Source organism: Sphingoaurantiacus capsulatus (genome assembly GCF_042648405.1).
Lineage (GTDB): Bacteria > Pseudomonadota > Alphaproteobacteria > Sphingomonadales > Sphingomonadaceae > Sphingoaurantiacus > Sphingoaurantiacus capsulatus.
Map to the genome: position 1 here is coordinate 401,921 of NZ_JBHRXV010000004.1, position 18,986 is coordinate 420,906.

Below are 18,986 nucleotides of genomic sequence, written 5' to 3' on the forward strand. Positions count from 1 at the left end.
CCCCGCGCCCTCTTAGCGCGATCGGAACGCCTGTGCATCTGCGTTCGGAGACGGTCGCAATCCGGCCGGCGAAGCGCTACATCGGGGCATGGCTACCGCACCCGACGACACCGCCGCCGCGCCCGCACCGGCGAAGCAGAAGCATCTCTATCTGGTCGACGGGTCGGGCTTCATCTTCCGCGCCTATCACCGGCTGCCGCCGCTCAACAATCCGGCGGGCACCCCGGTCAACGCGGTCTATGGCTTCACCGCGATGCTGTGGAAGCTGATCGAGGATTTGCACGGCGCCGAGGAGCCGACGCACCTTGCGGTGATCTTCGATGCGGCGAAGGACAATTTCCGCAACGAGCTCTACGCCGACTACAAGGCGAACCGGCCGCCGCCGCCCGAGGATCTGCTGCCGCAGTTCCCGCTGATCCGCGACGCCGTGCGCGCCTTTTCGGTGCCCTGCATCGAGATGTCGGGGTTCGAGGCGGACGACATCATTGCCTGCTACGTCGCGCAGGCCACCGCCGCCGGCTACAACGTCACCATCGTCAGCTCCGACAAGGATCTGATGCAGCTGGTCACGCCCCATGTCGACATGCTCGATACGATGAAGAACGAGCGCTACGGCGTCGAGGCCGTCACCGCCAAATGGGGCGTGCCGCCGGAGAAGCTCGGCGAGGTGCTGGCGCTGATGGGCGACAGCGTCGACAACGTGCCCGGCGTGCCGGGCGTCGGCCCGAAGACGGCAGCGGAGCTGGTACAGCAGTTCGGCGATGTCGAGGGCGTGCTCGCCAATCTCGACCAGATCAAGAAGCCGAAGCTGCGCGAGAATCTGGAGGCGCATGCCGAAATGGCGCGGCTGTCGCGCGTGCTGGTCGAGCTGAAATGCGATCTCGATCCGCCGCATACGCTCGGCGAGCTGGTGATGCGCGACCCGCCGCATGATCCGTTGCGCGCCTTCCTCGCCGAGCAGGGCTTCAAGTCGATGCTGGCGAAGCTCGGCCGCGAGAGCCAGGCGGCCGAGGTGGCAGCGCAGCCGGATGAACCGGAGAAGCCGTTCGTCCACGCCGAGTATGAGACGGTGATCACGCTCGACCGGCTCGACTGGTGGCTGGCGGAGGCCCGCGCGCGGGGCGTGGTGGCGATCGATACCGAGACTACCGCCAAGGACCCGGTGCGCTGCGACCTCGTCGGCGTCAGCCTCGCGCTCGACGCCGGCCTCGCCTGCTATATCCCGGTCGCGCATGTGCAGGGCGAAGGGCTGCTCGCCGAGAAGGTCGACCAGCTCGCTTGGCAGGACGTGAAGGAAAAGCTGGGGCCGCTGCTTGTCGATCCGGCGGTACTGAAGGTCGGCCAGAACCTCAAATACGACCTCGTCGTGCTGAAGCGTCACGGGCTCGATCTCGCCGGCTTCGACGACACGATGCTGCTGTCCTACGCGCTCAGCGCCGGCAAGCACAACCACGGCATGGACGAGCTGTCGGAGAAGTATCTCGGTCACACGCCGATCCCGTTCAAGGAGGTGTGTGGCACCGGCAAGAGCCAGTGCACCTTCGACCAGGTGCCGCTCAAACGCGCCACCGACTATGCCGCCGAGGACGCCGACGTGACCTTGCGGCTGCACCGGCTGTTCCGCCCGCGCCTGTCGGCCGAGCAGGTGACGCGCACCTACGAGACCGTGGACAAGCCGCTGCTGCCGGTCCTTGCCGACATGGAACTGGAGGGCATCAAGGTCGACCGCGAGGCGCTCGCCCGGCTGTCGGCGACCTTCGGCACCGAAATCGCCGCCCTTGAAACAGAGGTGCATGACCTTGCCGGCGGCCCCTTCACGATCGGCTCGCCCAAGCAGCTCGGCGAAGTGCTGTTCGAACGAATGCAGCTTTCCGGCGGCAAGAAGAGCGGCAAGTCGGGGCAATATGCCACCGACGTCAACGAGCTCGAGAAGCTGGCCGGCCAAGGCCACGTGATCGCGCAGAAGGTGCTCGACTGGCGGCAGCTCACCAAGCTGAAGTCGACCTATACCGACGCGCTGCAGGCGGCGATCAACCCGAAGACGGGGCGCGTCCACACCTGCTTCTCGATGGCGGTGGCGCAGACCGGCCGCCTGTCATCGACCGATCCCAATTTGCAGAACATCCCGATCCGCACCGAGATCGGCCGGCAGATCCGCCATGCCTTCGTCGCGAAGCCAGGGCATGTGATCCTCGCCGCCGACTATAACCAGATTGAGCTGCGGCTGGCCGCGCACATGGCCGACGTGCCCGAGTTGAAGCGCGCCTATGCGAACAACGAGGATATCCACGCGCTGACCGCGCGCGAGGTGTTCGGAACCGAGATGGACCCGCAGGAGTCTCGCCGGCGCGCCAAGACGGTGAACTTCGCCATCCTCTACGGCATCTCCGCTTTCGGCCTCGCCAATCGGCTCGGGCTCGATCGCGGCGAGGCGCAGCGGATCATCGACGCCTATTTCGCGCGCTTCCCCGGCATCCGCAATTTCATGGCGGAGACGATCAACGGCTGCCGCGAGACCGGTTTCGTCACGACGTTGTTCGGGCGGCGCACCAACCTGCCGCTGATCCATTCGAAGAATCCGGCGGAGCGGCAGTTCGCCGAGCGCGCGGCGGTCAACGCGCCGGTGCAGGGCACCAGCGCCGACATCATCAAGCGGGCGATGATCCGCATGCCGCTGGCACTCGCCGAGGCGGGGCTGACGGGCGTGCGCATGCTGCTGCAGGTGCACGACGAACTGGTGTTCGAGGTGCCCGAGCGCGATGTCGAGGCGGCGACGCCGGTGATCCGATCGGTGATGGAATCGGCGCACCGGCCCGCGGTCGAGCTGAGCGTGCCGCTCGGCGTCGAGATCGGCACCGGCCCCAGCTGGGGCGCGGCGCACTAACTCGCGCTAGGCGAGAACTTCCGCGAGGAACGCCTCGATCGACGCCCATGATCGCGCCGCGGCCTTCGGGTCGTAGGCGAGGCCCTTTTCCGGCGCGTTGGCGGTCGGCGCGGTGAAGGCATGCATCGCATGGCCATAGGCGTGAAGCTGCCAGTCGGCCTTGGCGTCGGTCAGCTCCTTGGCCACGCCGAGTACCTCGTCGGGCTTGGCCAGCGGGTCTTCCCAGCCGTGCAGGATGAGGACGCTGGCGTCGATGTCGGCCTGCGGGCCGAGGTTCGGCGGCGGGAAGATGCCATGGATGCTGACCGCGCCGCGCAAGGCCGGTGCGTTGGCGCGGGCGAGGTCGAGCGCGCAGAGGCCACCGAAGCAATAGCCGATGATCGCGATCTTCTCCGGATCGACCGCCTCGTGCGACCGCGCCGCCTCGACGGCGGCGAGCAGACGGGCGCGCAGCGCGGCGCGATCCGCCATGAACGGCGCCATCAGATAGCCGTTGTCGCCGCCGGGCTCGCCGCGCCGGCCCTTGCCGTAAACATCGACCGCGAAGCCGACATAGCCGAGCGCGGCCAGCCGGTCGGCGGCGGCGCGCTCGTTCGGCCCCTGCCCGCCCCACTGGTGCGCCACCAGCACCGCCGGCCGCTTCCCGCCCTTGCCGTCGTGCGACACATAGGCTTCGCAGACGGTATCGCCGTCACGATAGTCGATGGTGGCGGTCGGCATGGTCGCAGGCTCCCTCAATTGCGGCGATAGCGGAAATACCAGACTTCATGGCCGAGCCGCCGCGCCTTCGCCTCATAGCGGGTCTGCGGCCAGTCGGCGGGGCGATGCTGGAAATCGGCCGGTGTCTCGATCAGCCAGTCGAAGTCGCGGCGGCGGTCCATCTGCATCATCGCCCAGCGGCAATAGATCGGATGGTCGGTGCCGAAGCGAAACTCGCCGCCGGGCTTCAGCTTCGCCGCGATCACGTCGAGCGGCCCCGGATTCATGAAGCGGCGCTTGGCGTGGCGCGCCTTCGGCCAGGGATCAGGATGCAGCAGGAAAACGCGGTCGAGACTGGCATCGGGCAGCCGCTCGAGCACGCGAAGCGCATCGCCCATGCTCAGGCGGACATTGGGCAGCCCCTCACGCTCGATATGGCCGAGCGCGCCGACGACGCCGTTGAGGAAGGGCTCGCAGCCGATCAGGCCGACGTGCGCATTCGCCGCCGCCTGTCCCGCCAGATGCTCGCCGGCGCCGAAGCCGATCTCCAGCCACAACGGGCGGTCGTCGCCGAACAGCGCCCGCGAATCGAGCGGGCCCTCTTCAGGCACCGCGACGCGCGGTAGCACCTCGTCCACCAGCGCCTGCTGGCCGAGGCGCAGCGCATGACCCTGACGGCGGCCGTAAAGACGGCGGATGGTGGTGGGATCGCCCGACATTCGGCTCGCTGACTATCGCCCCAAATGAAAAACGTCACCCCCGCACGTAGCGGGGGTGACGTTGATCAGGTTTCGCGGCCGGTTTAGACGGCGGCGCGCAGCTGCTCGACGAGGTCCAGCTTCTCCCACGAGAAGCCGCCATCGGCGTCGGTGGCGCGGCCGAAATGCCCGTAGGCGGCGGTGCGCTGGTAAATCGGCTTGTTGAGGCCGAGGTGGGTGCGGATGCCCTTCGGCGTCAGCCGTACCAATTCCGGCAACACCTTCTCGAGCACATCGTCACCGACGGTACCGGTGCCGTGCGTGTCGACGTAGAAACTCAGCGGCTCGGCGACGCCGATCGCGTAGCTGAGCTGGATGGTGCAGCGCTTGGCAAGGCCGGCGCCGACCACCTGCTTCGCTAGGTAGCGCGAGATATAGGCGGCCGAGCGGTCGACCTTGGTCGGGTCCTTGCCCGAGAAGGCGCCGCCGCCGTGCGGTGCGGCACCGCCATAGGTGTCGACGATGATCTTGCGGCCGGTCAGACCGGCGTCGCCGTCCGGGCCGCCGATTTCGAACAGGCCGGTCGGGTTGACGAAGATCGCGTCCTCGTCGTTCGGCATCCAGCCCTGCGGCAGGGTGTCGTTCATGACGCCCTTCACATAGTCGCGGAGCTTCTTCTGGTCGCAGCCGACAGCATGCTGGGTCGACACGACGACCTTGGTCGCGCGCACCGGGCGGCCGTTCTCGAACGCCAGCGTCACCTGGCTCTTTGCGTCGGGCTCGAGGAAGTCGACGACCTTGCCGTGACGGTCGGCGGCGAGCTTTTCGAGGATGCGGTGCGAGTAATAGAGCGTTGCCGGCATCAGGTCAGGCGTCTCGTCGCAGGCGAAGCCGAACATAATGCCCTGATCGCCAGCGCCTTCGTCCTTGTTGCCCGATTCATCGACGCCCTGCGCGATGTGCGCCGACTGGCCGTGCAGGTGGCAGGCGAAATCCGCATATTGCCAGTGGAAGCCATGCTGCTCGTAGCCGATGCGCTTCACCGTGGCGCGCGCGGCGGCCTCGATCTCGGCGAGGCTGATGTCCTGGGCGCAGCGCACTTCGCCGGCGAGCACGATGCGGTTGGTGGTGACCATGGTTTCGCAGGCCACGCGTGACACCGGGTCCTTCGCCAGGAACAGGTCGACGATCGCGTCCGAAATCTGGTCCGCAACCTTGTCCGGATGGCCTTCCGACACCGACTCCGACGTGAACAGGTACGAGCTGCGCATGGGATTCCCCGAAATTGGTAAGATGCGGGGAGCGTGTAGCGTTCGTGAGGCCCGCCGACAAGGGCGTATAAAGATATGTTTATATGTTTGACTGGAAGCTGCGCTTCGCCGTCAGCATCGCGGCGACCAGCAGCAGCGCCGCCAGCAGCAGCGGGATCAGCGAACCGCCGCGCGCGAAGGGCGTGGCTGCCGCCGCGCCAGGGATGTTGGCAGACAAAGTGCCCATCTTCCCCCGGCCAAGCGTCGCCAGCAGCCGCCCCCGCGCGTCGATCACCGCCGAAACGCCGGTCGGCGTGGCACGGGCGATCGGCAGCCCTTCCTCGATGGCGCGCAGCCGCGCTTGCTCGAGGTGCATCCAGGCGCCCGCATCGGAGAACCACGCGTCGTTCGAGGCGTTGAGCAGCCATGCCGGACGGTCGCCGCGCGCTACCACATGGCCGGGGCGCACGACTTCGTAGCAGATCAGCGGGCCGACGGCGGGGAAGCCGGCGAGGCTGAGCGTGCGCGGCCCCGGCCCCGGCCAGAAGTCGAGCGCGCCAGGCGCCAGCCGGGCCACACCGATCGCCTCCATCGCGCCGCGCAACGGCAGATATTCGCCGAAGGGGACCAGCGCGTTCTTGTCATAGCGGCCCCGCACCGCGGCGCGCTCGTCGAGCACGAACAGGCTGTTGTGCGCGGCGATCGCACGGCCGGTCGGCCCGCGGATCGCCTGCACGCCGCCGGTCAGCAGCAGATCGCCCGACCCCAGCGCGCGCGCAAGGCGGCGGCGCAGCCACGGCTCCTCGTCGATCAGGCCGATCACCGCCGCTTCGGGCCAGAGCAGCAGACTCGGCTCGCCGTCGGTCTTCGCCGCGCCGCTGAGCGACAGATAGCGGCGAAGGTTGGCTTCCTCGGCATCGGGCCGCCATTTGTCAGCCTGGCTGATGTTGGCCTGGACGATGTGGATGCGCGTATCAGTGGCCGCGATCGGCTGGCCAAGGATGACGAGGCCATAGATCGTCGCCGCAACCAGCATCGCCGCAATGGCGGCGGCGAAGCGCCACGCGCGGTCGCGCAGCAGCAGGGCAATGGCGCCGGCGGTCAGCGCTACCAGCCCGGAAAGGCCGAGCCCGCCGATCAGGCTCGCCGCTTGCGCGGTCGGGAAAAGCGGCAACAGCACCACGCCGAGCGGATTCCATGGGAAGCCGCCGAACAGATAGCCGCGCAGCCATTCGGCGAGCATCCACGTGCCGGCAAACGCCAGCACGCGGGCGAGCCCGTCGCGGAAGCGCCACGCGATCCCGGTCGCCGCCGCCGGGTAGATCGCCATCAGCACCGACAGCAGTACCACCGCCACCCAGCCGGACCAGGCAGGCATATTGTCCTGAAAGTTGAACGCCTGCGCGATCCAGTAGAGGCCGGCGAGCATGTGGCCGAAACCGAACCACCAGCCGAGCGCCAGCGCGTTCCGCAGGCTGGTCGCGTGCGGGATCAGCAGCAGGAGCAGCGCGAGGCCGGCCAGCGTCAGCGGCCAGATGTCGATCGGCGAAAAGCCCAATGCGCTGGCGAGGCCCGCCGCGAAGGCGAGCGCGAGACGCTGACGCGGCGTGCGGCGCGCCAGCCAGTCGAGCCCCGCTGTACGGCTCACTCGGCGGCAGCCTCTTGGCGAGCGACTTCGGGCGGATGAATGCGGACGCGCTGGATATGGCGGGTGTCGCCGGCGATCACCTCGAAGCGCCAGCCGCTCGGATGGACGATGGTCTCGCCGACCGGCGGCACGCGCCCGGCGAGCATGAACACCATGCCACCGACGGTATCGACCTCGTCTTCCTCATCCTCATCGAGCACGACGCCGAGCGTCGCCTGAAGCTCGGCCAGCTCGATGCGAGCGTCGGCTTCGTACATGTCGTCGCCGAGCGCCTTCAGCCCTTCCTCGGCCTCGTCATGCTCGTCCTCGATGTCGCCGACGATCTCCTCGACGAGATCCTCGATGGTGACGAGACCGTCGGTACCGCCATATTCGTCGATGACGATCGCCATGTGGGTGCGGGCGTGGCGCATCCGCGCCAGCAGGTCGAGCACGCCCATCGAGGCGGGCACGAACAGCACCGGGCGAAGCAGCGCCTCCGGGTCGACAACGGCGGCGCGGCCCTCCTCGGCAAGGCGCGCGTACACGTCCTTGATGTGGATCATGCCGATCACATCGTCGAGGTTGTTGCGGAACACCGGCACGCGGCTGTGGCCGGCCTCGCGGAACAGCTCGACCAACCCCTGGAAGCTGCCCGACGCCTCGAAGGCGATCATGTCGGCGCGCGGCACCGCGACGTCGTCGATCTGCCGTTCGCCGAAATGGAGCAGGTTCTTGAGCATCTGCCGCTCGGCGGCGCTGAGGTCGTCGCCGTTCTCGGCATCGCCCGCGCGCTCGTCGATGGCTTCCTCGATCTGTTCGCGAAGCGAGGCTTCGTCGCTGCGACCGGTGACGAGCAGGCGCAGGAAGCGCCAAACTCTTTGTCCGATCTCGTCGCTACTGGAAGGGTCAGCCACGGTCAGGCCCCGTCATCGAGGCCGTAAGGGTCGGGCAGTCCGAGCCGGGCCAGCGCATCGCGTTCGATGCCCTCCATATGCTCGGCGGCGTCGTCGGTTCCATGATCATAACCTAGCAGGTGCAATGTCCCGTGGACAATGAGGTGGATGGCGTGCGTGTCGGCGGCGATGTTCTTGGCCGCCGCTTCGGCCGTCACCGTCTCGGCGGCGAGCACGATATCGCCGAGCAGCACTTCGCCGTCGTCGCCGTTCGAGAGCGTGTCGAGAAGGTCGGCCTGCACCATCGGGAAGGACAATACGTTGGTCGGCTTGTCCCTATTCCGATAGGCGGCGTTGAGCTGCCGCACCTCGGCATCGTCGGTGAACCGCACCGAGATTTCGGCGGCGAAGGACGCGTCGGCGAGCCCCGCATGCGGGGTCAGCGCGAGCGCGGTCTCGGCGGCGCGGGCGGCGAGCGCCGCCCAGCCTATGTCGGGATCCCAGTCACCACCGGCGACCTCCGCCTCAACGACCAGCATCGAGCGGCCCGTCATAAGCGTCGACGATGCGGCCCACGATCGGGTGGCGCACCACTTCCGAGGTGGCGAAACGCAGCGTGGCGATGCCCTGCACGCCCTCCAGCTTCTCGACCGCGTCGGCGAGGCCCGAACGGGTCTGCGGCGGCAGGTCGACCTGGTTGGGATCGCCGCAGATCACCATGCGCGAGCCCTGGCCGAATCGGGTCAGGAACATCTTCATCTGCAGCGGCGTCGTGTTCTGCGCCTCGTCGAGGATGACGAAGGCGGACGCCAGCGTGCGGCCGCGCATGAAGGCCAAGGGCGCGATCTCGATCTCGCCGCTGGCGATGCGGCGCTCGACCTGCTCCGACGGCAGCATGTCGTAGAGCGCGTCGTAGAGCGGGCGGAGATAGGGGTCGACCTTCTCCCGCATGTCGCCGGGCAGGAAGCCGAGCCGCTCGCCGGCCTCGACCGCCGGGCGAGACAGGATCAGCCGGTCGACCGAGCCGGCGACGAGCTGCTGCACCGCCTGCGCCACCGCCAGATAGGTCTTGCCGGTACCCGCCGGCCCGAGCGCGAAGATCACGTCGTCTCGGTTGAGCGCTTCCATGTAGCGCACCTGCGTCGGCGAGCGCGGCACGATGGTCTTGCGGCGGGTGCGGATCACCACCGCCGCCGCCGAACCGTCGGCAGCACGCACGAGGCCTTCCAATGACGGATCGTTCGACAGCGAGATGGCGCCTTCGACATCGCCGATATCGACGGGCTGGCCCTGCGCGAGCCGGTTGTAGAGGCTGGTCATCACGTCGCGCGCGCGCGCCGCCGATTCGGCCTCGCCCTCGATCGACAGCCGGTTGCCGCGTGCCGCGATATAGACCCCGAGCCGGTTCTCGATCGCGATCAGGTTCTGATCATATTGGCCGAACAAGGCGCCGAGCAGCTGCGGCTTGTCGAACTCGATCTCGAGCCGGGCGCGCTCATCGGCGCGCGGGGCGGGCGACACGGGTTTCTTGGCCACTAGGCCGCGGCTTTCTGGATCAAGGCGCCCTCCAGGCTGTTGGGACCGGCCGACAAGAGCTCGACCTCGACGAGGTCGCCGATGGCGAGACCGGGCGCCATCACATGAACCGATTGCAGATAGGGCGACTTGCCGATGAGCTGGCCGGGCTTCTTGCCCTGCCGCTCCATCAGCACCTCGACACGGCGGCCGACGGTGGCGCGGTTGAACGCGAACGCCTGCTCGACGATCAGCGCCTGCAACCGCGCCAGCCGCTCCGACTTCACCTCTTCGTCGAGGTGGCCGTCCATGCCGGCAGCGGGTGTACCCGGCCGCGACGAATATTTGAACGAATAGGCCTGCGCGTAGCCGACGGCGCGGACGATCGACAGCGTGTCCTCGAAATCCGCCTCGGTCTCGCCGGGGAAGCCGACGATGAAGTCGCCCGACAGCGCGATGTCGGGTCGCGCCGCGCGCAGCTTCTCGATCGTCGCCAGATAGGATTCAGCGGTGTGCGCGCGGTTCATGCGCTTGAGGATGCGGCTCGACCCCGACTGCACCGGCAGGTGGAGATAGGGCATCAGCTCCGGCACCTCGGCATGCACGGCGATCAGATCGTCGTCCATGTCGCGCGGGTGCGAGGTGGTGTAGCGCAGCCGCGCCAGCCCCTCGATCGCGGCGATCTCGCGGATCAATTGCGCGAAGCCGACGCCCGAGCCGTTGAAGGCGTTGACGTTCTGGCCGAGCAGGGTCAGCTCGCGCGCGCCGCCTTCGACGAGCATCCGTGCCTCGGCGATCACATCTTCAGCCGGCCGCGAGACCTCGGCGCCGCGGGTGTAAGGCACCACGCAGAAGGTGCAGAATTTATCGCAGCCTTCCTGCACGGTCAGGAATGCCGACGGGCCGGACTGCTTGGCGCGGCGCGGCAGCACCGCGAATTTCGATTCGAGCGGCATATCGGTATCGACCGCGCGCGCTTCCGCCGCCTGCGCGAGCATTTCCGGCAGGCGGTGATAGGCCTGCGGACCCACAACCACATCGACGGCGGGGGCGCGGCGAACGATCTCCTCGCCCTCCGCCTGCGCGACGCAGCCGGCGACGGCGACCATCGGCTTGACGCCGCTCGGCCGCTTCGACGCCTTCAGCCGGCCGATGTCCGAATAGACCTTCTCCGCCGCCTTTTCGCGGATGTGGCAGGTATTGAGCACGACGAGGTCGGCATCGTCGCTGTTGTCGACCGCGCGCATACCCTCGGCGGTGAGCAATTCGCTCATCCGCTCGGAATCATAGACGTTCATCTGGCAGCCGAACGTCTTCACGAAATAGGTCTGGGGTTTGGTCACGAACTACTCATCGCCGGATACGATTCCCGTATAGGCGAAGGCCCCTCACAAGGGAACATCGAGACCCCGCATCAATGATGCATAGCCGGCGGCGACCTGCGCCTGACAGTGGCGGGCGAGCGCCTTGCGATCGGGAAAATCCTGCGGACGCACCGCCGGGTGGCAGGCGATCTCCGCCGTCACCTGCCCGAGCCGCAGGAAATCGGCGGCATGTTCGCCCATGCCGGTGTCGCCGAGCCACACCACCTCGGACAGGCGGCGCCGCGTGATCGGCATGCCGCGGATGCGCGTGTAGGCGAGGCTGACCGGCTGGACGAGCGCGTCCTCAACGCCCTCCACCGCGGCGAACAGCGAGGAATTGAACGGCAGGATGTCGACACCGTCGCCAGTAGTGCCTTCGGGAAACAGGAAGACGTTGGCGCCCGCCGCCAGCCGTTCGGCCACCGCGTTGCGCTGATCGCCGGTGGTGCGCTTGCGCTCGCGGTCAACATAGATGGTCTGCTGCAGCCCGGCGAACCAGCCGACCGGCCCCATCTGGCCGACTTCGGCCTTGGCGACGAAATTGCCAAGCAGCTTCGACCCGAGCACCGGGATGTCCGCCCAGGACAGGTGATTGGCGACGAACAGCACGCCGCCCTTGCGCGCCGCCTGCCCGTGCAGCCGCACGCGGACGCCGAGCCCCGCGAGCAGCAGCTTGTGGAACTGGCGCGGCAGATAGGGCGGCAGGCCGGGGCTGGCGTTGCGAAGCAGCAGCTGCGCGGGAACCAGCGCCGCGGCGCCGAGCGCGATGGCGAGCGCGCCCTTGGCCATGCCCCAGCGGGGCGGCGGCGGCCGATCGGGATCGGCGGGCGTCAACCCTTGCGCGGCGACCCGACCGGCACGGCATAGAGCTCCATGCGGTGGTCGATGAGGCGATAGCCGAGCCGCTCGGCGATGCGCTGCTGCAGTTCCTCGATCTCCGGATCGTGGAATTCGATGACCTTGCCGCTTTCGACGTCGATCAGATGATCGTGATGCTCGTCGGGCACCGTCTCGTAGCGCGAGCGGCCGTCGCGGAAGTCGTGACGCTCAAGGATGCCCGCCTCTTCGAACAGCCGCACCGTGCGATAGACGGTGGCGATCGAGATATGCGGGTCGATGGCGACGGAGCGGCGATGTAGCTCCTCGACATCGGGGTGATCGAGTGCATCCGACAGCACGCGCGCGATCACGCGCCGCTGTTCGGTAATGCGGAGGCCTTTTTCGGCGCAAAGCGCCTCGAGATCGATGCGACCGGTCATGGCCCGTATGTAAAAGGGCGCCGCGGCAAATGCCAGAGCATCTGCCGCGGCGCCCGCAATCGATAACGATAAGGGTTAGCGCTTGGCGCCGCGCTTGGTGCCGAGGCCGATCTTCTTGGCCAGCGTGCGGCGCTGGGCCGCATAGTTGGGGGCGACCATCGGATAGTCGGCGGCAAGATTCCACTTCGCCCGATATTCGTCGGGGGTCATGTTGTAGTGGGTCATCAGATGCCGCTTCAGCATCTTCAGCTTCTTCCCGTCTTCAAGGCAGACGATGTAGTCCGGCTTGATCGACGCACGGATCGAAACCGCCGGCTCCTGCTTCGGCGCTTCGGCCTTGGCGTCGGTGCCGAGACGGGCGAGCGTCGAGAAAACATTGTCGATCAGGTTCGGCAGGTCCGAAACCGCGACGGTGTTGTTGGCGACGTGCGACGAAACGATCTCGGTGGTGAGCGTCAGCAGCTCGTTGTGCGCGTTATTACGGTCGTCCATGTCGCGTCTCCCTGAAATACATGGTGAGAGGATTTGTGGGGGAGCGCTTAATATTAAGCGTGCCTGCCTGGCAAGTCCTGCGACATTAAAAAGCAGAATATTCGCGAGATCAGATCAAGTCGCGGCGCATGGTGATTGCGTCGAAACGCTCGCCCATATCTCCGCTGTAATAATTCTGACGCCGCCCCGCTTCCGAAAAGCCCAAGCTTTCGTAGAGCGAAAAGGCGGCCGAATTGCCGTCCCGTACTTCAAGGAACATCTTGTGGGCGCCGCGCTGCCGCGCCTTGTGCATCGCGCCTTCGACGAGCCGGCGACCAAGACCCCGGCCTCGCTCGCCGGGAAGGACGGCGACCAGCATCAGCTCGGCCTCGTCGATCACCCGGCGGGTGAGCGAGAAGCCGAACGCGTCTTCCTTGTCGAAGCCCAATTGCCCCCAAGTGTCGGCGATGCCGAGCGCGCCGGCCAGCTGCATCGCGTTCCACGCCTCGCCGAAGCGCGGGTCGAACGAGGTCTCCATGATCCGCCCCATGCGCGTCACGTCGCGCGGCCCGGCGAGCGCGAGGCGGATGCTCATGCCGGCACCTTGGCGTCGGGCGCGCGGATATAGAGCGGCCGGGCCGCCTCACCTCGCGCGGCGGCGGGCAAATGCCGGGCGTCGGCGGCGCGCGGCCATGGATGATCGATGACGGCGAGCGACGGATCGACCGCCGAGAGCAGTGCTGCGCCCGACCCGGCGACGGTTCGCCCCGGCGCCGCCGCGGCGGCGGCATCGGGCGCGAGCGCATCGAGCGGCCCCGCCCTGCCATCGCGATCGAAGGCTTGCGCATAGACCTCGCCGCGCGAGGCGTCGAAGGCGACGTAGAGGCGGTCGATGTCGGGATGGTCGGCGAACACGCCGGCGGCAACCAGTGCGGTCGAAGTGAAGCCGTCGACGGGCGCCTTCCACGCGAGGCCGAAGGCGCGGGCGGCGGCGAGGCCGACGCGAATGCCGGTGAAGCTGCCGGGGCCGACATCGACGGCGATGCGGTTGGCGCGAGTGACGCCGGCTTCCGCCAGCAACTCGGCGATCAGCGGCACCAGCCGCTCGGCATGGCCGCGCGCGATGATCTCATGCCGCTCGGCGACGATCCGCCCCCGATCGATGAGCGCCGCCGAGCAGGCGTGGAGCGCGGTTTCGATCGCCAGCTCCATCAGCGGATTTCGCAGGCCTCCTCGAAGGCGAGGCGCGGCAGGCGCGGGAACAGCTTCTCGTCGGTGCCATGGCCGATCGAGCAGATGAAATTGGTTTCGACCTTCGTGCCGGCGAAGAACGCCGCGTCGACCTTCGCCTTGTCGAAGCCCGACATCGGGCCACAGTCGAGCCCGACGGCGCGCGCCGCCATGATCAGATAGGCGCCCTGCAGCGACGAGTTTCGGAAGGCGGTGTCGCGGACCACGCCGTCATGCCCCTCGAACCAGGTCCGCGCGGTCTGGTCGTGCGGGAACAGTTCGGGGAGCTTGGTGTAGAATTCCATGTCCATGCCGATGACCACGGTCACCGGCGCCTCGAGCACTTTCGGCCGGTTGCCGTCGCTGACGCAGGCGCCGAGCTTTTCCTTCGCCTCCTGGCTCTCGCACCAGATGAAGCGGGCCGGCGACGCGTTGGCCGAGGTCGGGCCCATGCGCGCCAGATCGTAGATCGCCTGCATCTGCACGCGGGTCACCGGCGTGTCGGCCCAGCTGTAATAGGTGCGGGCGCTGCGGAAGATGGTGTCGAGGTCGCGATCGGACAGGATAGGGTCGGACATCAGACGGCACGGACCTCGCTGACTTCGGGGACATAATATTTGAGCAGATTCTCGATGCCGTTCTTCAGGGTCGCCGTCGAGGACGGACAGCCGGCGCAGGCGCCCTGCATGCGCAGGAAAACGACACCCTTGTCGAAACCGCGATAAATGATGTCGCCACCGTCGTTGGCAACGGCCGGGCGGACGCGGGTATCGATGAGGTCGCGGATCTGCGCGACGATGTCGGCATCAGCGGGATCGTCGTGGAGCGCCTCCTCAACCTCCGCGGCGGCGAGCAGCGGCGCACCGCTGGCGAAATGGTCGACGAGGATGCCGAGCACCTGTGGCTTGAGGCTCGACCAGTCGGCCGAGCCTTCCGCCTTGGTTACCGAGACGAAGTCGCTGCCGAAGAACACGCCCTCGATATCGCCGAGGCTGAACAGCGCGGCGGCGAGCGGCGAGCCTTCTGCGCTTTCAGGATCGGGGAAGTCGGCGGTGCCGCCCGACGTGACGTCGCGGCCGGGCAGGAACTTCAGCGTCGCCGGGTTGGGCGTGCGCTCGGTTTCGATGAACATGGGAAAGCCGCCTTCAATTACTTCCCGCGCATGTGGCGCGTGGGCTTGCGAAGATCAAGCAAGGCGTTCGAGCGATGGTTCGTCGAGGCCGCCCGGCACGATCAGCACCGGACAGGGCAGTTCGCCCGCCGACTCGCCGGAGAAGAAGGCGACCAGCGGCCCCGGCGCGCCCTTCGACGCGGCGCCGAGCACCAGCAGATGGAGGTTGGAGTCGGCGTCCATCGCCTTCCGGACTTCCTCGGTCGGCTTGCCCGAGCGCACGAAGATCGACGGGCGGATGCCGGTTTCGGTCAGCGCGGCCTCGGCGAGCTCGCCCAGCATCGCCTCGGCCTTCTCCTGCGCCTCCGCTTCGATCACGTCCTGAACGCCACCCCACTGGATGAAATCGGTGGGCGGGATGACGTGCAGCGCCGAGACATGGCCGGCGTTACGCGCGGCGCGCTTCGCCGCGAAGCGAAGCGCCAGCCGGCTTTCGGGGGTATCGTCAACGACGACGAGATAGGAGCGGGGACGATCAGGCACGACGCCAGACTACCGCAGCGCGGCGTCCGGCAAAAGCGGGCTTCGTTACGAGCCCGTTTTGTCGAGCGGCACGTTCACCCGGACGCGCTCGCCCGAGCGACCGGGGAAGTTGGTGAACATCGCCGTGACGAGGTTCGGCACCAGCCGGGTGAGGTCGTCGCTGCGGGTGTTCGCCTCGGCGCGGCCTTCGAACACGCTTTCCTTGTTGGCGGTGCGCGCGATCTTCATGTCCACGTAGCTGTTGAACACGGTGTAGGAATAAACCTCGGGCTGATCCCAGGCGCTGCCCCAGAAGGGATCGTAGAAGGCGCCATAGTGATACGGGCGATAATAGCCGCGGCCGCTGTAATAGGGATAGCGGTAGGGGCTGTAGAAGCCGCGGCCGTAATAGCCGCCGAAGCTCGGGCCGAAGCCGGGCCGGCTGGCGATGCGCTCGCGGCCGTTCGACACGCCATAGTCCAGCGTCACCTGCAAGGTCGCCGCCTCGGCGCTCGCCGCCGGCTGATAGCCCTGCGCCACGAGGCGATCACGAACGAGGTTCGCATAGGTGCGGAACTCAAGGCTGCCGTTGTCCGCCGGATCGGCGGCCTGGATGACGAAGCTCTGCCCCGACGGTGCCGGCATCGCCTGAAAGCGCGCGACGTTGGCCGGCAAGGTCGCGGTGCAGGCGGTCAGAACCGCGAGGAGCAGGATCGGCAGCAGGCGGGCGGCGCGCATGACGCACACTTCCTTGTGGTTATGGTTTTTGTTCGATCGGGCGTTAGCGTATCACGACTGAACAGGCCGTGAACAGCAGACCCTTAACGCGCCAGAAAGCCAACCGTTTCGTAGACTTCCGCGACCGTCGGTCGCGCCAGCTCGCGGGCGCGGGCCGCGCCCTTGCCCAGCACGTCGTCGATATAGGCGATGTCCTGCCGCAGTTCGTTGTAGCGCGCGGTGATCGGCGCGATCTTCGCCACCGTCAGCTCGGCGAGCGCCGGCTTGAACGCGCCGAAGCCCTTGCCCTCGAACTGTGCCAGCACCTCCGCCTCCGACTGATCGGCAAGCGCGCCGTAGATGGCGACGAGGTTGCGCGCCTCCGGCCGCCCGTCGAGCAGCGCCGGATCGGCAGGCAGCACCTCGGGGTCGGTCTTGGCCTTCTTGATCTTGGTGGCGATGGTGTCGGCATCGTCGGTGAGGTTGATCCGGCTCATGTCCGACGGATCGGACTTCGACATCTTGGCGCTGCCGTCGCGGAGGCTCATCACCCGCGCCGCGCGGCCCTGGATATAGGGTTCGGGCAGGGTGAACAGCTCGGTCTCGTAATCGGTGTTGAACTTCTGCGCGATGTCGCGGGCGAGTTCGAGATGCTGCTTCTGGTCCTCGCCGACGGGCACGTGCGTCGCCTTGTAGACGAGAACATCGGCGGCCTGCAGCACTGGATAGGCGAACAGGCCGATCGAGGCGCCCTCGCGGTCCTTGCCCGACTTCTCCTTGAACTGCGTCATGCGATTGAGCCAGCCGATGCGCGCGATGCAGTTGAGAATCCACGCCAGCTCGGCATGCTCGGGGACCAGGCTCTGCGGGAACAGCGTCGCGCGCGTCGGGTCGATGCCCGCCGCCATCAGCGCCGCCGCCATCGCGCGGATATTGGCGCGCAGGTCTTTTGGGTCGTTCCACACGGTGATTGCGTGCAGATCGGCGAGGAAGAACAGGCAGCCCGGCTCCTCGTCCTGCATGCGCACCCAGTTGCGGATCGCGCCGAGATAATTGCCGAGGTGCAGATTGCCGGTGGGCTGGATGCCGGAGACGACGCGTTTCATGTGACCTTCTTGCGCCGGAGGAGAATGAGGATGTCGTCGCGATTCATCGCACCGATCACCCAGGCGACGGCGAAATAGACGCCCCCGCCCGAGCCGACCAGCGCGCCGACACCGAGCAGGCGCCGCCCGGTCGATCCGGCGAAATAATGGTCGAGCGATTCGCGGACGAAGTAGAGCGCGGCCGCCATCGCCGCCGCCGCGAGGAGCTGGCGGAATATGCGGCTCCACAGCCAGCCTTCGATGCGGAAATGGCCGCGCCGATGGAGGATGGCATAGAGCGCCAGCGCGTTCAGCCACGCCGACAAGGCCGTCGTGAAGGCCAGCGCAGCGATACCGATGACGGGGATGAGCGCGAAGTTCAGCGCGATACCGACCGCCAGCATCGCGACCGCGATCACCACCGGCGTCTTCATGTCCTTGCGGGCGTAGAAGCCGGGAGCGAGCACCTTGATCAGCACATAGGCGGGCAGGCCCGCGACGATGATCGACAAAACGAGGCCGGTGGTCGCCGCATCCTCGGCGGTAAAGCGACCACCCTGGAACAGCGCCGCGACGATCGGCCCGGCGGTGACCGCCAGCGCGACGGCGGCGGGCAGCGTCAGCAGCATCGCCAGCTCGACCGCCTGTCCCTGCACCTTTGCGGCGTGCGCGCCGTCGCCATCACCGACGGCCCGGCTGATCGTCGGCAGGATCGCGGTGCCAAGCGCCGATCCGATGATCGCCAGCGGCAACTGGTTGAGACGGTCGGCAAAGCCGAGATAGACGAGCGAGCCCTCGGGCAGGCTGGTCGCGAAATAAGCGTAGAAGAGCTGGCTGATATAGTAGATGCCGCCGCCGAGCGTCGCCGGCAGGATCAGCACCAGCAATTCCTTGACGCGCGGCGTCATCTTCGGCGGCAACAGCCGCATCTTGAAGCCGGCGCGCCGCACGCTGATCCAGCACAGCAGCAGCTGCAGCACGCCGCCGGCGATCACACCGATCGCCATCGCCTGCGCCACGTCGATCGCGGCGGCCTGGTCCGCGGTCGGCTGGCCGCGGCTCGCGACGAGCAGCGCGACGATGAGCGCGACGTTGAGCAGCGCCGGCGCGAAGGCGGCGGCGGCAAAGCGCGTCAGCGAGTTGAGCACGCCCGACAGCAACGACACCAGGCTGATGAGGATCAGATAGGGGAAGGTGATCCGCGACAGCTCAACCGCGAGTGCGAACTTCGTCGGATCGTCGCGCCAGCCTTCGGCGATCAGCCAGACGAAGGTCGGCATGAAGATCATGAAAATCGCGCTGATGACGATGAGTACCGGCAGGAACACCGCCAGCACCTCGTCGGCGAAGCGCTTCGCTTCCTCCATGCCGCCGTCGCCGCGCAGCCGCTGGCTGAACAGCGGCACGAAGCCCTGGCTGAAAGCGCCCTCGCCGAACAGGCGGCGGAACAGATTGGGGATCAGGAAGGCCAGCGCGAAGGCGTCGGCGGCCATGCCGGCACCGAGGATGCGCGAGAAGATCATCTCGCGCGCGAAACCGAGGACGCGGCTGACCATGGTCAGCCCGCCGATCGTGCCGGTCGCCTTGATCAGGCTGCCGGCGGCTCCGCCCTTTTCCTTCGATTTGTCAGCCACGCTCGCCCCGCTCGCTGTCCGCCG

Annotated in this window: 20 protein-coding genes; 1 reads left to right on the forward strand and 19 read right to left on the reverse strand. The window is 67.5% G+C overall.

Annotated features, from left to right (window positions below; translation table 11 throughout):
• Positions 1–88 precede the first annotated feature (88 nt).
• Entirely contained in the window at positions 89–2,884 is a 2,796-nt protein-coding gene (gene polA, locus ACFOMD_RS07170) for a DNA polymerase I (protein ID WP_380859022.1), read from the forward strand.
• 6 nt (positions 2,885–2,890) lie between these two features.
• On the opposite strand, the gene ACFOMD_RS07175 is transcribed toward polA, so the two are convergent.
• The 19 genes from ACFOMD_RS07175 to murJ form a co-directional block, all read right to left on the reverse strand.
• Positions 2,891–3,604: a dienelactone hydrolase family protein gene (locus ACFOMD_RS07175; RefSeq protein ID WP_380859025.1), complete on the reverse strand. Its 714-nt coding sequence runs from the start codon at positions 3,602–3,604 to the stop codon at positions 2,891–2,893.
• Positions 3,605–3,618: 14 nt separating this feature from the next.
• Positions 3,619–4,302 carry a tRNA (guanosine(46)-N7)-methyltransferase TrmB gene (trmB, locus tag ACFOMD_RS07180; RefSeq protein WP_380859028.1) on the reverse strand — a complete coding sequence of 228 codons (684 nt, stop codon included), beginning with the start codon at positions 4,300–4,302 and terminating at the stop codon, positions 3,619–3,621.
• An 83-nt stretch (positions 4,303–4,385) separates the two neighbouring features.
• Positions 4,386–5,552, reverse strand: a complete 1,167-nt coding sequence (gene metK, locus ACFOMD_RS07185) for a methionine adenosyltransferase (RefSeq protein WP_380859031.1) — start codon at positions 5,550–5,552, stop codon at positions 4,386–4,388.
• 79 nt (positions 5,553–5,631) lie between these two features.
• Positions 5,632–7,179, reverse strand: a complete 1,548-nt coding sequence (lnt, locus tag ACFOMD_RS07190) for an apolipoprotein N-acyltransferase (protein WP_380859034.1) — start codon at positions 7,177–7,179, stop codon at positions 5,632–5,634.
• The gene (locus ACFOMD_RS07195) at positions 7,176–8,075 is read right to left on the reverse strand and encodes a hemolysin family protein (RefSeq protein WP_380859037.1); all 900 of its coding nucleotides are present in this window, start codon (positions 8,073–8,075) and stop codon (positions 7,176–7,178) included. The genes lnt and ACFOMD_RS07195 overlap by 4 nt, the downstream gene beginning before the upstream one ends.
• Before the next feature lie 2 nt (positions 8,076–8,077).
• Entirely contained in the window at positions 8,078–8,593 is a 516-nt protein-coding gene (gene ybeY / locus ACFOMD_RS07200) for an rRNA maturation RNase YbeY (RefSeq protein ID WP_380859040.1), read from the reverse strand.
• Positions 8,580–9,590, reverse strand: coding sequence for a PhoH family protein (locus tag ACFOMD_RS07205; protein WP_380859043.1), 1,011 nt, complete (start codon positions 9,588–9,590; stop codon positions 8,580–8,582). Before ACFOMD_RS07205 ends, ybeY begins: the two co-directional genes overlap by 14 nt.
• Entirely contained in the window at positions 9,590–10,912 is a 1,323-nt protein-coding gene (miaB, locus tag ACFOMD_RS07210; protein WP_380859046.1) for a tRNA (N6-isopentenyl adenosine(37)-C2)-methylthiotransferase MiaB, read from the reverse strand. The genes ACFOMD_RS07205 and miaB overlap by 1 nt, the downstream gene beginning before the upstream one ends.
• Positions 10,913–10,957: 45 nt before the next feature.
• Positions 10,958–11,722: a lysophospholipid acyltransferase family protein gene (locus ACFOMD_RS07215; protein ID WP_380859049.1), complete on the reverse strand. Its 765-nt coding sequence runs from the start codon at positions 11,720–11,722 to the stop codon at positions 10,958–10,960.
• 41 nt (positions 11,723–11,763) lie between these two features.
• Positions 11,764–12,192, reverse strand: a complete 429-nt coding sequence (locus ACFOMD_RS07220; RefSeq protein WP_380859052.1) for a Fur family transcriptional regulator — start codon at positions 12,190–12,192, stop codon at positions 11,764–11,766.
• Between the two features lie 75 nt (positions 12,193–12,267).
• Positions 12,268–12,684 (reverse strand): MucR family transcriptional regulator, encoded by a 417-nt coding sequence (locus ACFOMD_RS07225; protein ID WP_380859055.1) that lies wholly within the window; start codon positions 12,682–12,684, stop codon positions 12,268–12,270.
• A 109-nt stretch (positions 12,685–12,793) separates the two neighbouring features.
• Positions 12,794–13,258, reverse strand: coding sequence for a GNAT family N-acetyltransferase (locus tag ACFOMD_RS07230; RefSeq protein ID WP_380859058.1), 465 nt, complete (start codon positions 13,256–13,258; stop codon positions 12,794–12,796).
• Positions 13,255–13,875, reverse strand: a complete 621-nt coding sequence (gene tsaB, locus ACFOMD_RS07235) for a tRNA (adenosine(37)-N6)-threonylcarbamoyltransferase complex dimerization subunit type 1 TsaB (RefSeq protein WP_380859061.1) — start codon at positions 13,873–13,875, stop codon at positions 13,255–13,257. The genes ACFOMD_RS07230 and tsaB overlap by 4 nt, the downstream gene beginning before the upstream one ends.
• Positions 13,875–14,471: a malonic semialdehyde reductase gene (locus ACFOMD_RS07240; RefSeq protein WP_380859064.1), complete on the reverse strand. Its 597-nt coding sequence runs from the start codon at positions 14,469–14,471 to the stop codon at positions 13,875–13,877. The genes tsaB and ACFOMD_RS07240 overlap by 1 nt, the downstream gene beginning before the upstream one ends.
• Positions 14,471–15,025 carry a NifU family protein gene (locus ACFOMD_RS07245; RefSeq protein ID WP_380859067.1) on the reverse strand — a complete coding sequence of 185 codons (555 nt, stop codon included), beginning with the start codon at positions 15,023–15,025 and terminating at the stop codon, positions 14,471–14,473. The genes ACFOMD_RS07240 and ACFOMD_RS07245 overlap by 1 nt, the downstream gene beginning before the upstream one ends.
• Positions 15,026–15,079: 54 nt before the next feature.
• Positions 15,080–15,547: a universal stress protein gene (locus ACFOMD_RS07250; protein WP_380859070.1), complete on the reverse strand. Its 468-nt coding sequence runs from the start codon at positions 15,545–15,547 to the stop codon at positions 15,080–15,082.
• A gap of 45 nt (positions 15,548–15,592) precedes the next feature.
• A complete protein-coding gene (locus ACFOMD_RS07255) occupies positions 15,593–16,264 on the reverse strand; it encodes a DUF4136 domain-containing protein (RefSeq protein WP_380859073.1) in 672 nt (223 codons plus the stop codon).
• A gap of 83 nt (positions 16,265–16,347) precedes the next feature.
• On the reverse strand, positions 16,348–17,349 hold the full coding sequence (gene trpS / locus ACFOMD_RS07260) for a tryptophan--tRNA ligase (protein ID WP_380859076.1): 1,002 nt from the start codon (positions 17,347–17,349) through the stop codon (positions 16,348–16,350).
• Positions 17,346–18,962 (reverse strand): murein biosynthesis integral membrane protein MurJ, encoded by a 1,617-nt coding sequence (gene murJ, locus ACFOMD_RS07265; protein ID WP_380859079.1) that lies wholly within the window; start codon positions 18,960–18,962, stop codon positions 17,346–17,348. The genes trpS and murJ overlap by 4 nt, the downstream gene beginning before the upstream one ends.
• Positions 18,963–18,986: the final 24 nt, after the last annotated feature.

What these genes read in the sequence shown, in the direction of transcription:
- polA (WP_380859022.1), top strand. Translation starts at nt 89, where the DNA reads ATGGCTACCGCACCCGACGACACCGCCGCCGCGCCCGCACCGGCGAAG.
- ACFOMD_RS07175 (WP_380859025.1), bottom strand. Translation starts at nt 3,604, where the DNA reads ATGCCGACCGCCACCATCGACTATCGTGACGGCGATACCGTCTGCGAA.
- trmB (WP_380859028.1), bottom strand. Translation starts at nt 4,302, where the DNA reads ATGTCGGGCGATCCCACCACCATCCGCCGTCTTTACGGCCGCCGTCAG.
- metK (WP_380859031.1), bottom strand. Translation starts at nt 5,552, where the DNA reads ATGCGCAGCTCGTACCTGTTCACGTCGGAGTCGGTGTCGGAAGGCCAT.
- ybeY (WP_380859040.1), bottom strand. Translation starts at nt 8,593, where the DNA reads ATGCTGGTCGTTGAGGCGGAGGTCGCCGGTGGTGACTGGGATCCCGAC.
- ACFOMD_RS07215 (WP_380859049.1), bottom strand. Translation starts at nt 11,722, where the DNA reads ATGGCCAAGGGCGCGCTCGCCATCGCGCTCGGCGCCGCGGCGCTGGTT.
- ACFOMD_RS07220 (WP_380859052.1), bottom strand. Translation starts at nt 12,192, where the DNA reads ATGACCGGTCGCATCGATCTCGAGGCGCTTTGCGCCGAAAAAGGCCTC.
- ACFOMD_RS07225 (WP_380859055.1), bottom strand. Translation starts at nt 12,684, where the DNA reads ATGGACGACCGTAATAACGCGCACAACGAGCTGCTGACGCTCACCACC.
- ACFOMD_RS07230 (WP_380859058.1), bottom strand. Translation starts at nt 13,258, where the DNA reads ATGAGCATCCGCCTCGCGCTCGCCGGGCCGCGCGACGTGACGCGCATG.
- tsaB (WP_380859061.1), bottom strand. Translation starts at nt 13,875, where the DNA reads ATGGAGCTGGCGATCGAAACCGCGCTCCACGCCTGCTCGGCGGCGCTC.
- ACFOMD_RS07240 (WP_380859064.1), bottom strand. Translation starts at nt 14,471, where the DNA reads ATGTCCGACCCTATCCTGTCCGATCGCGACCTCGACACCATCTTCCGC.
- ACFOMD_RS07245 (WP_380859067.1), bottom strand. Translation starts at nt 15,025, where the DNA reads ATGTTCATCGAAACCGAGCGCACGCCCAACCCGGCGACGCTGAAGTTC.
- ACFOMD_RS07255 (WP_380859073.1), bottom strand. Translation starts at nt 16,264, where the DNA reads ATGCGCGCCGCCCGCCTGCTGCCGATCCTGCTCCTCGCGGTTCTGACC.
- trpS (WP_380859076.1), bottom strand. Translation starts at nt 17,349, where the DNA reads ATGAAACGCGTCGTCTCCGGCATCCAGCCCACCGGCAATCTGCACCTC.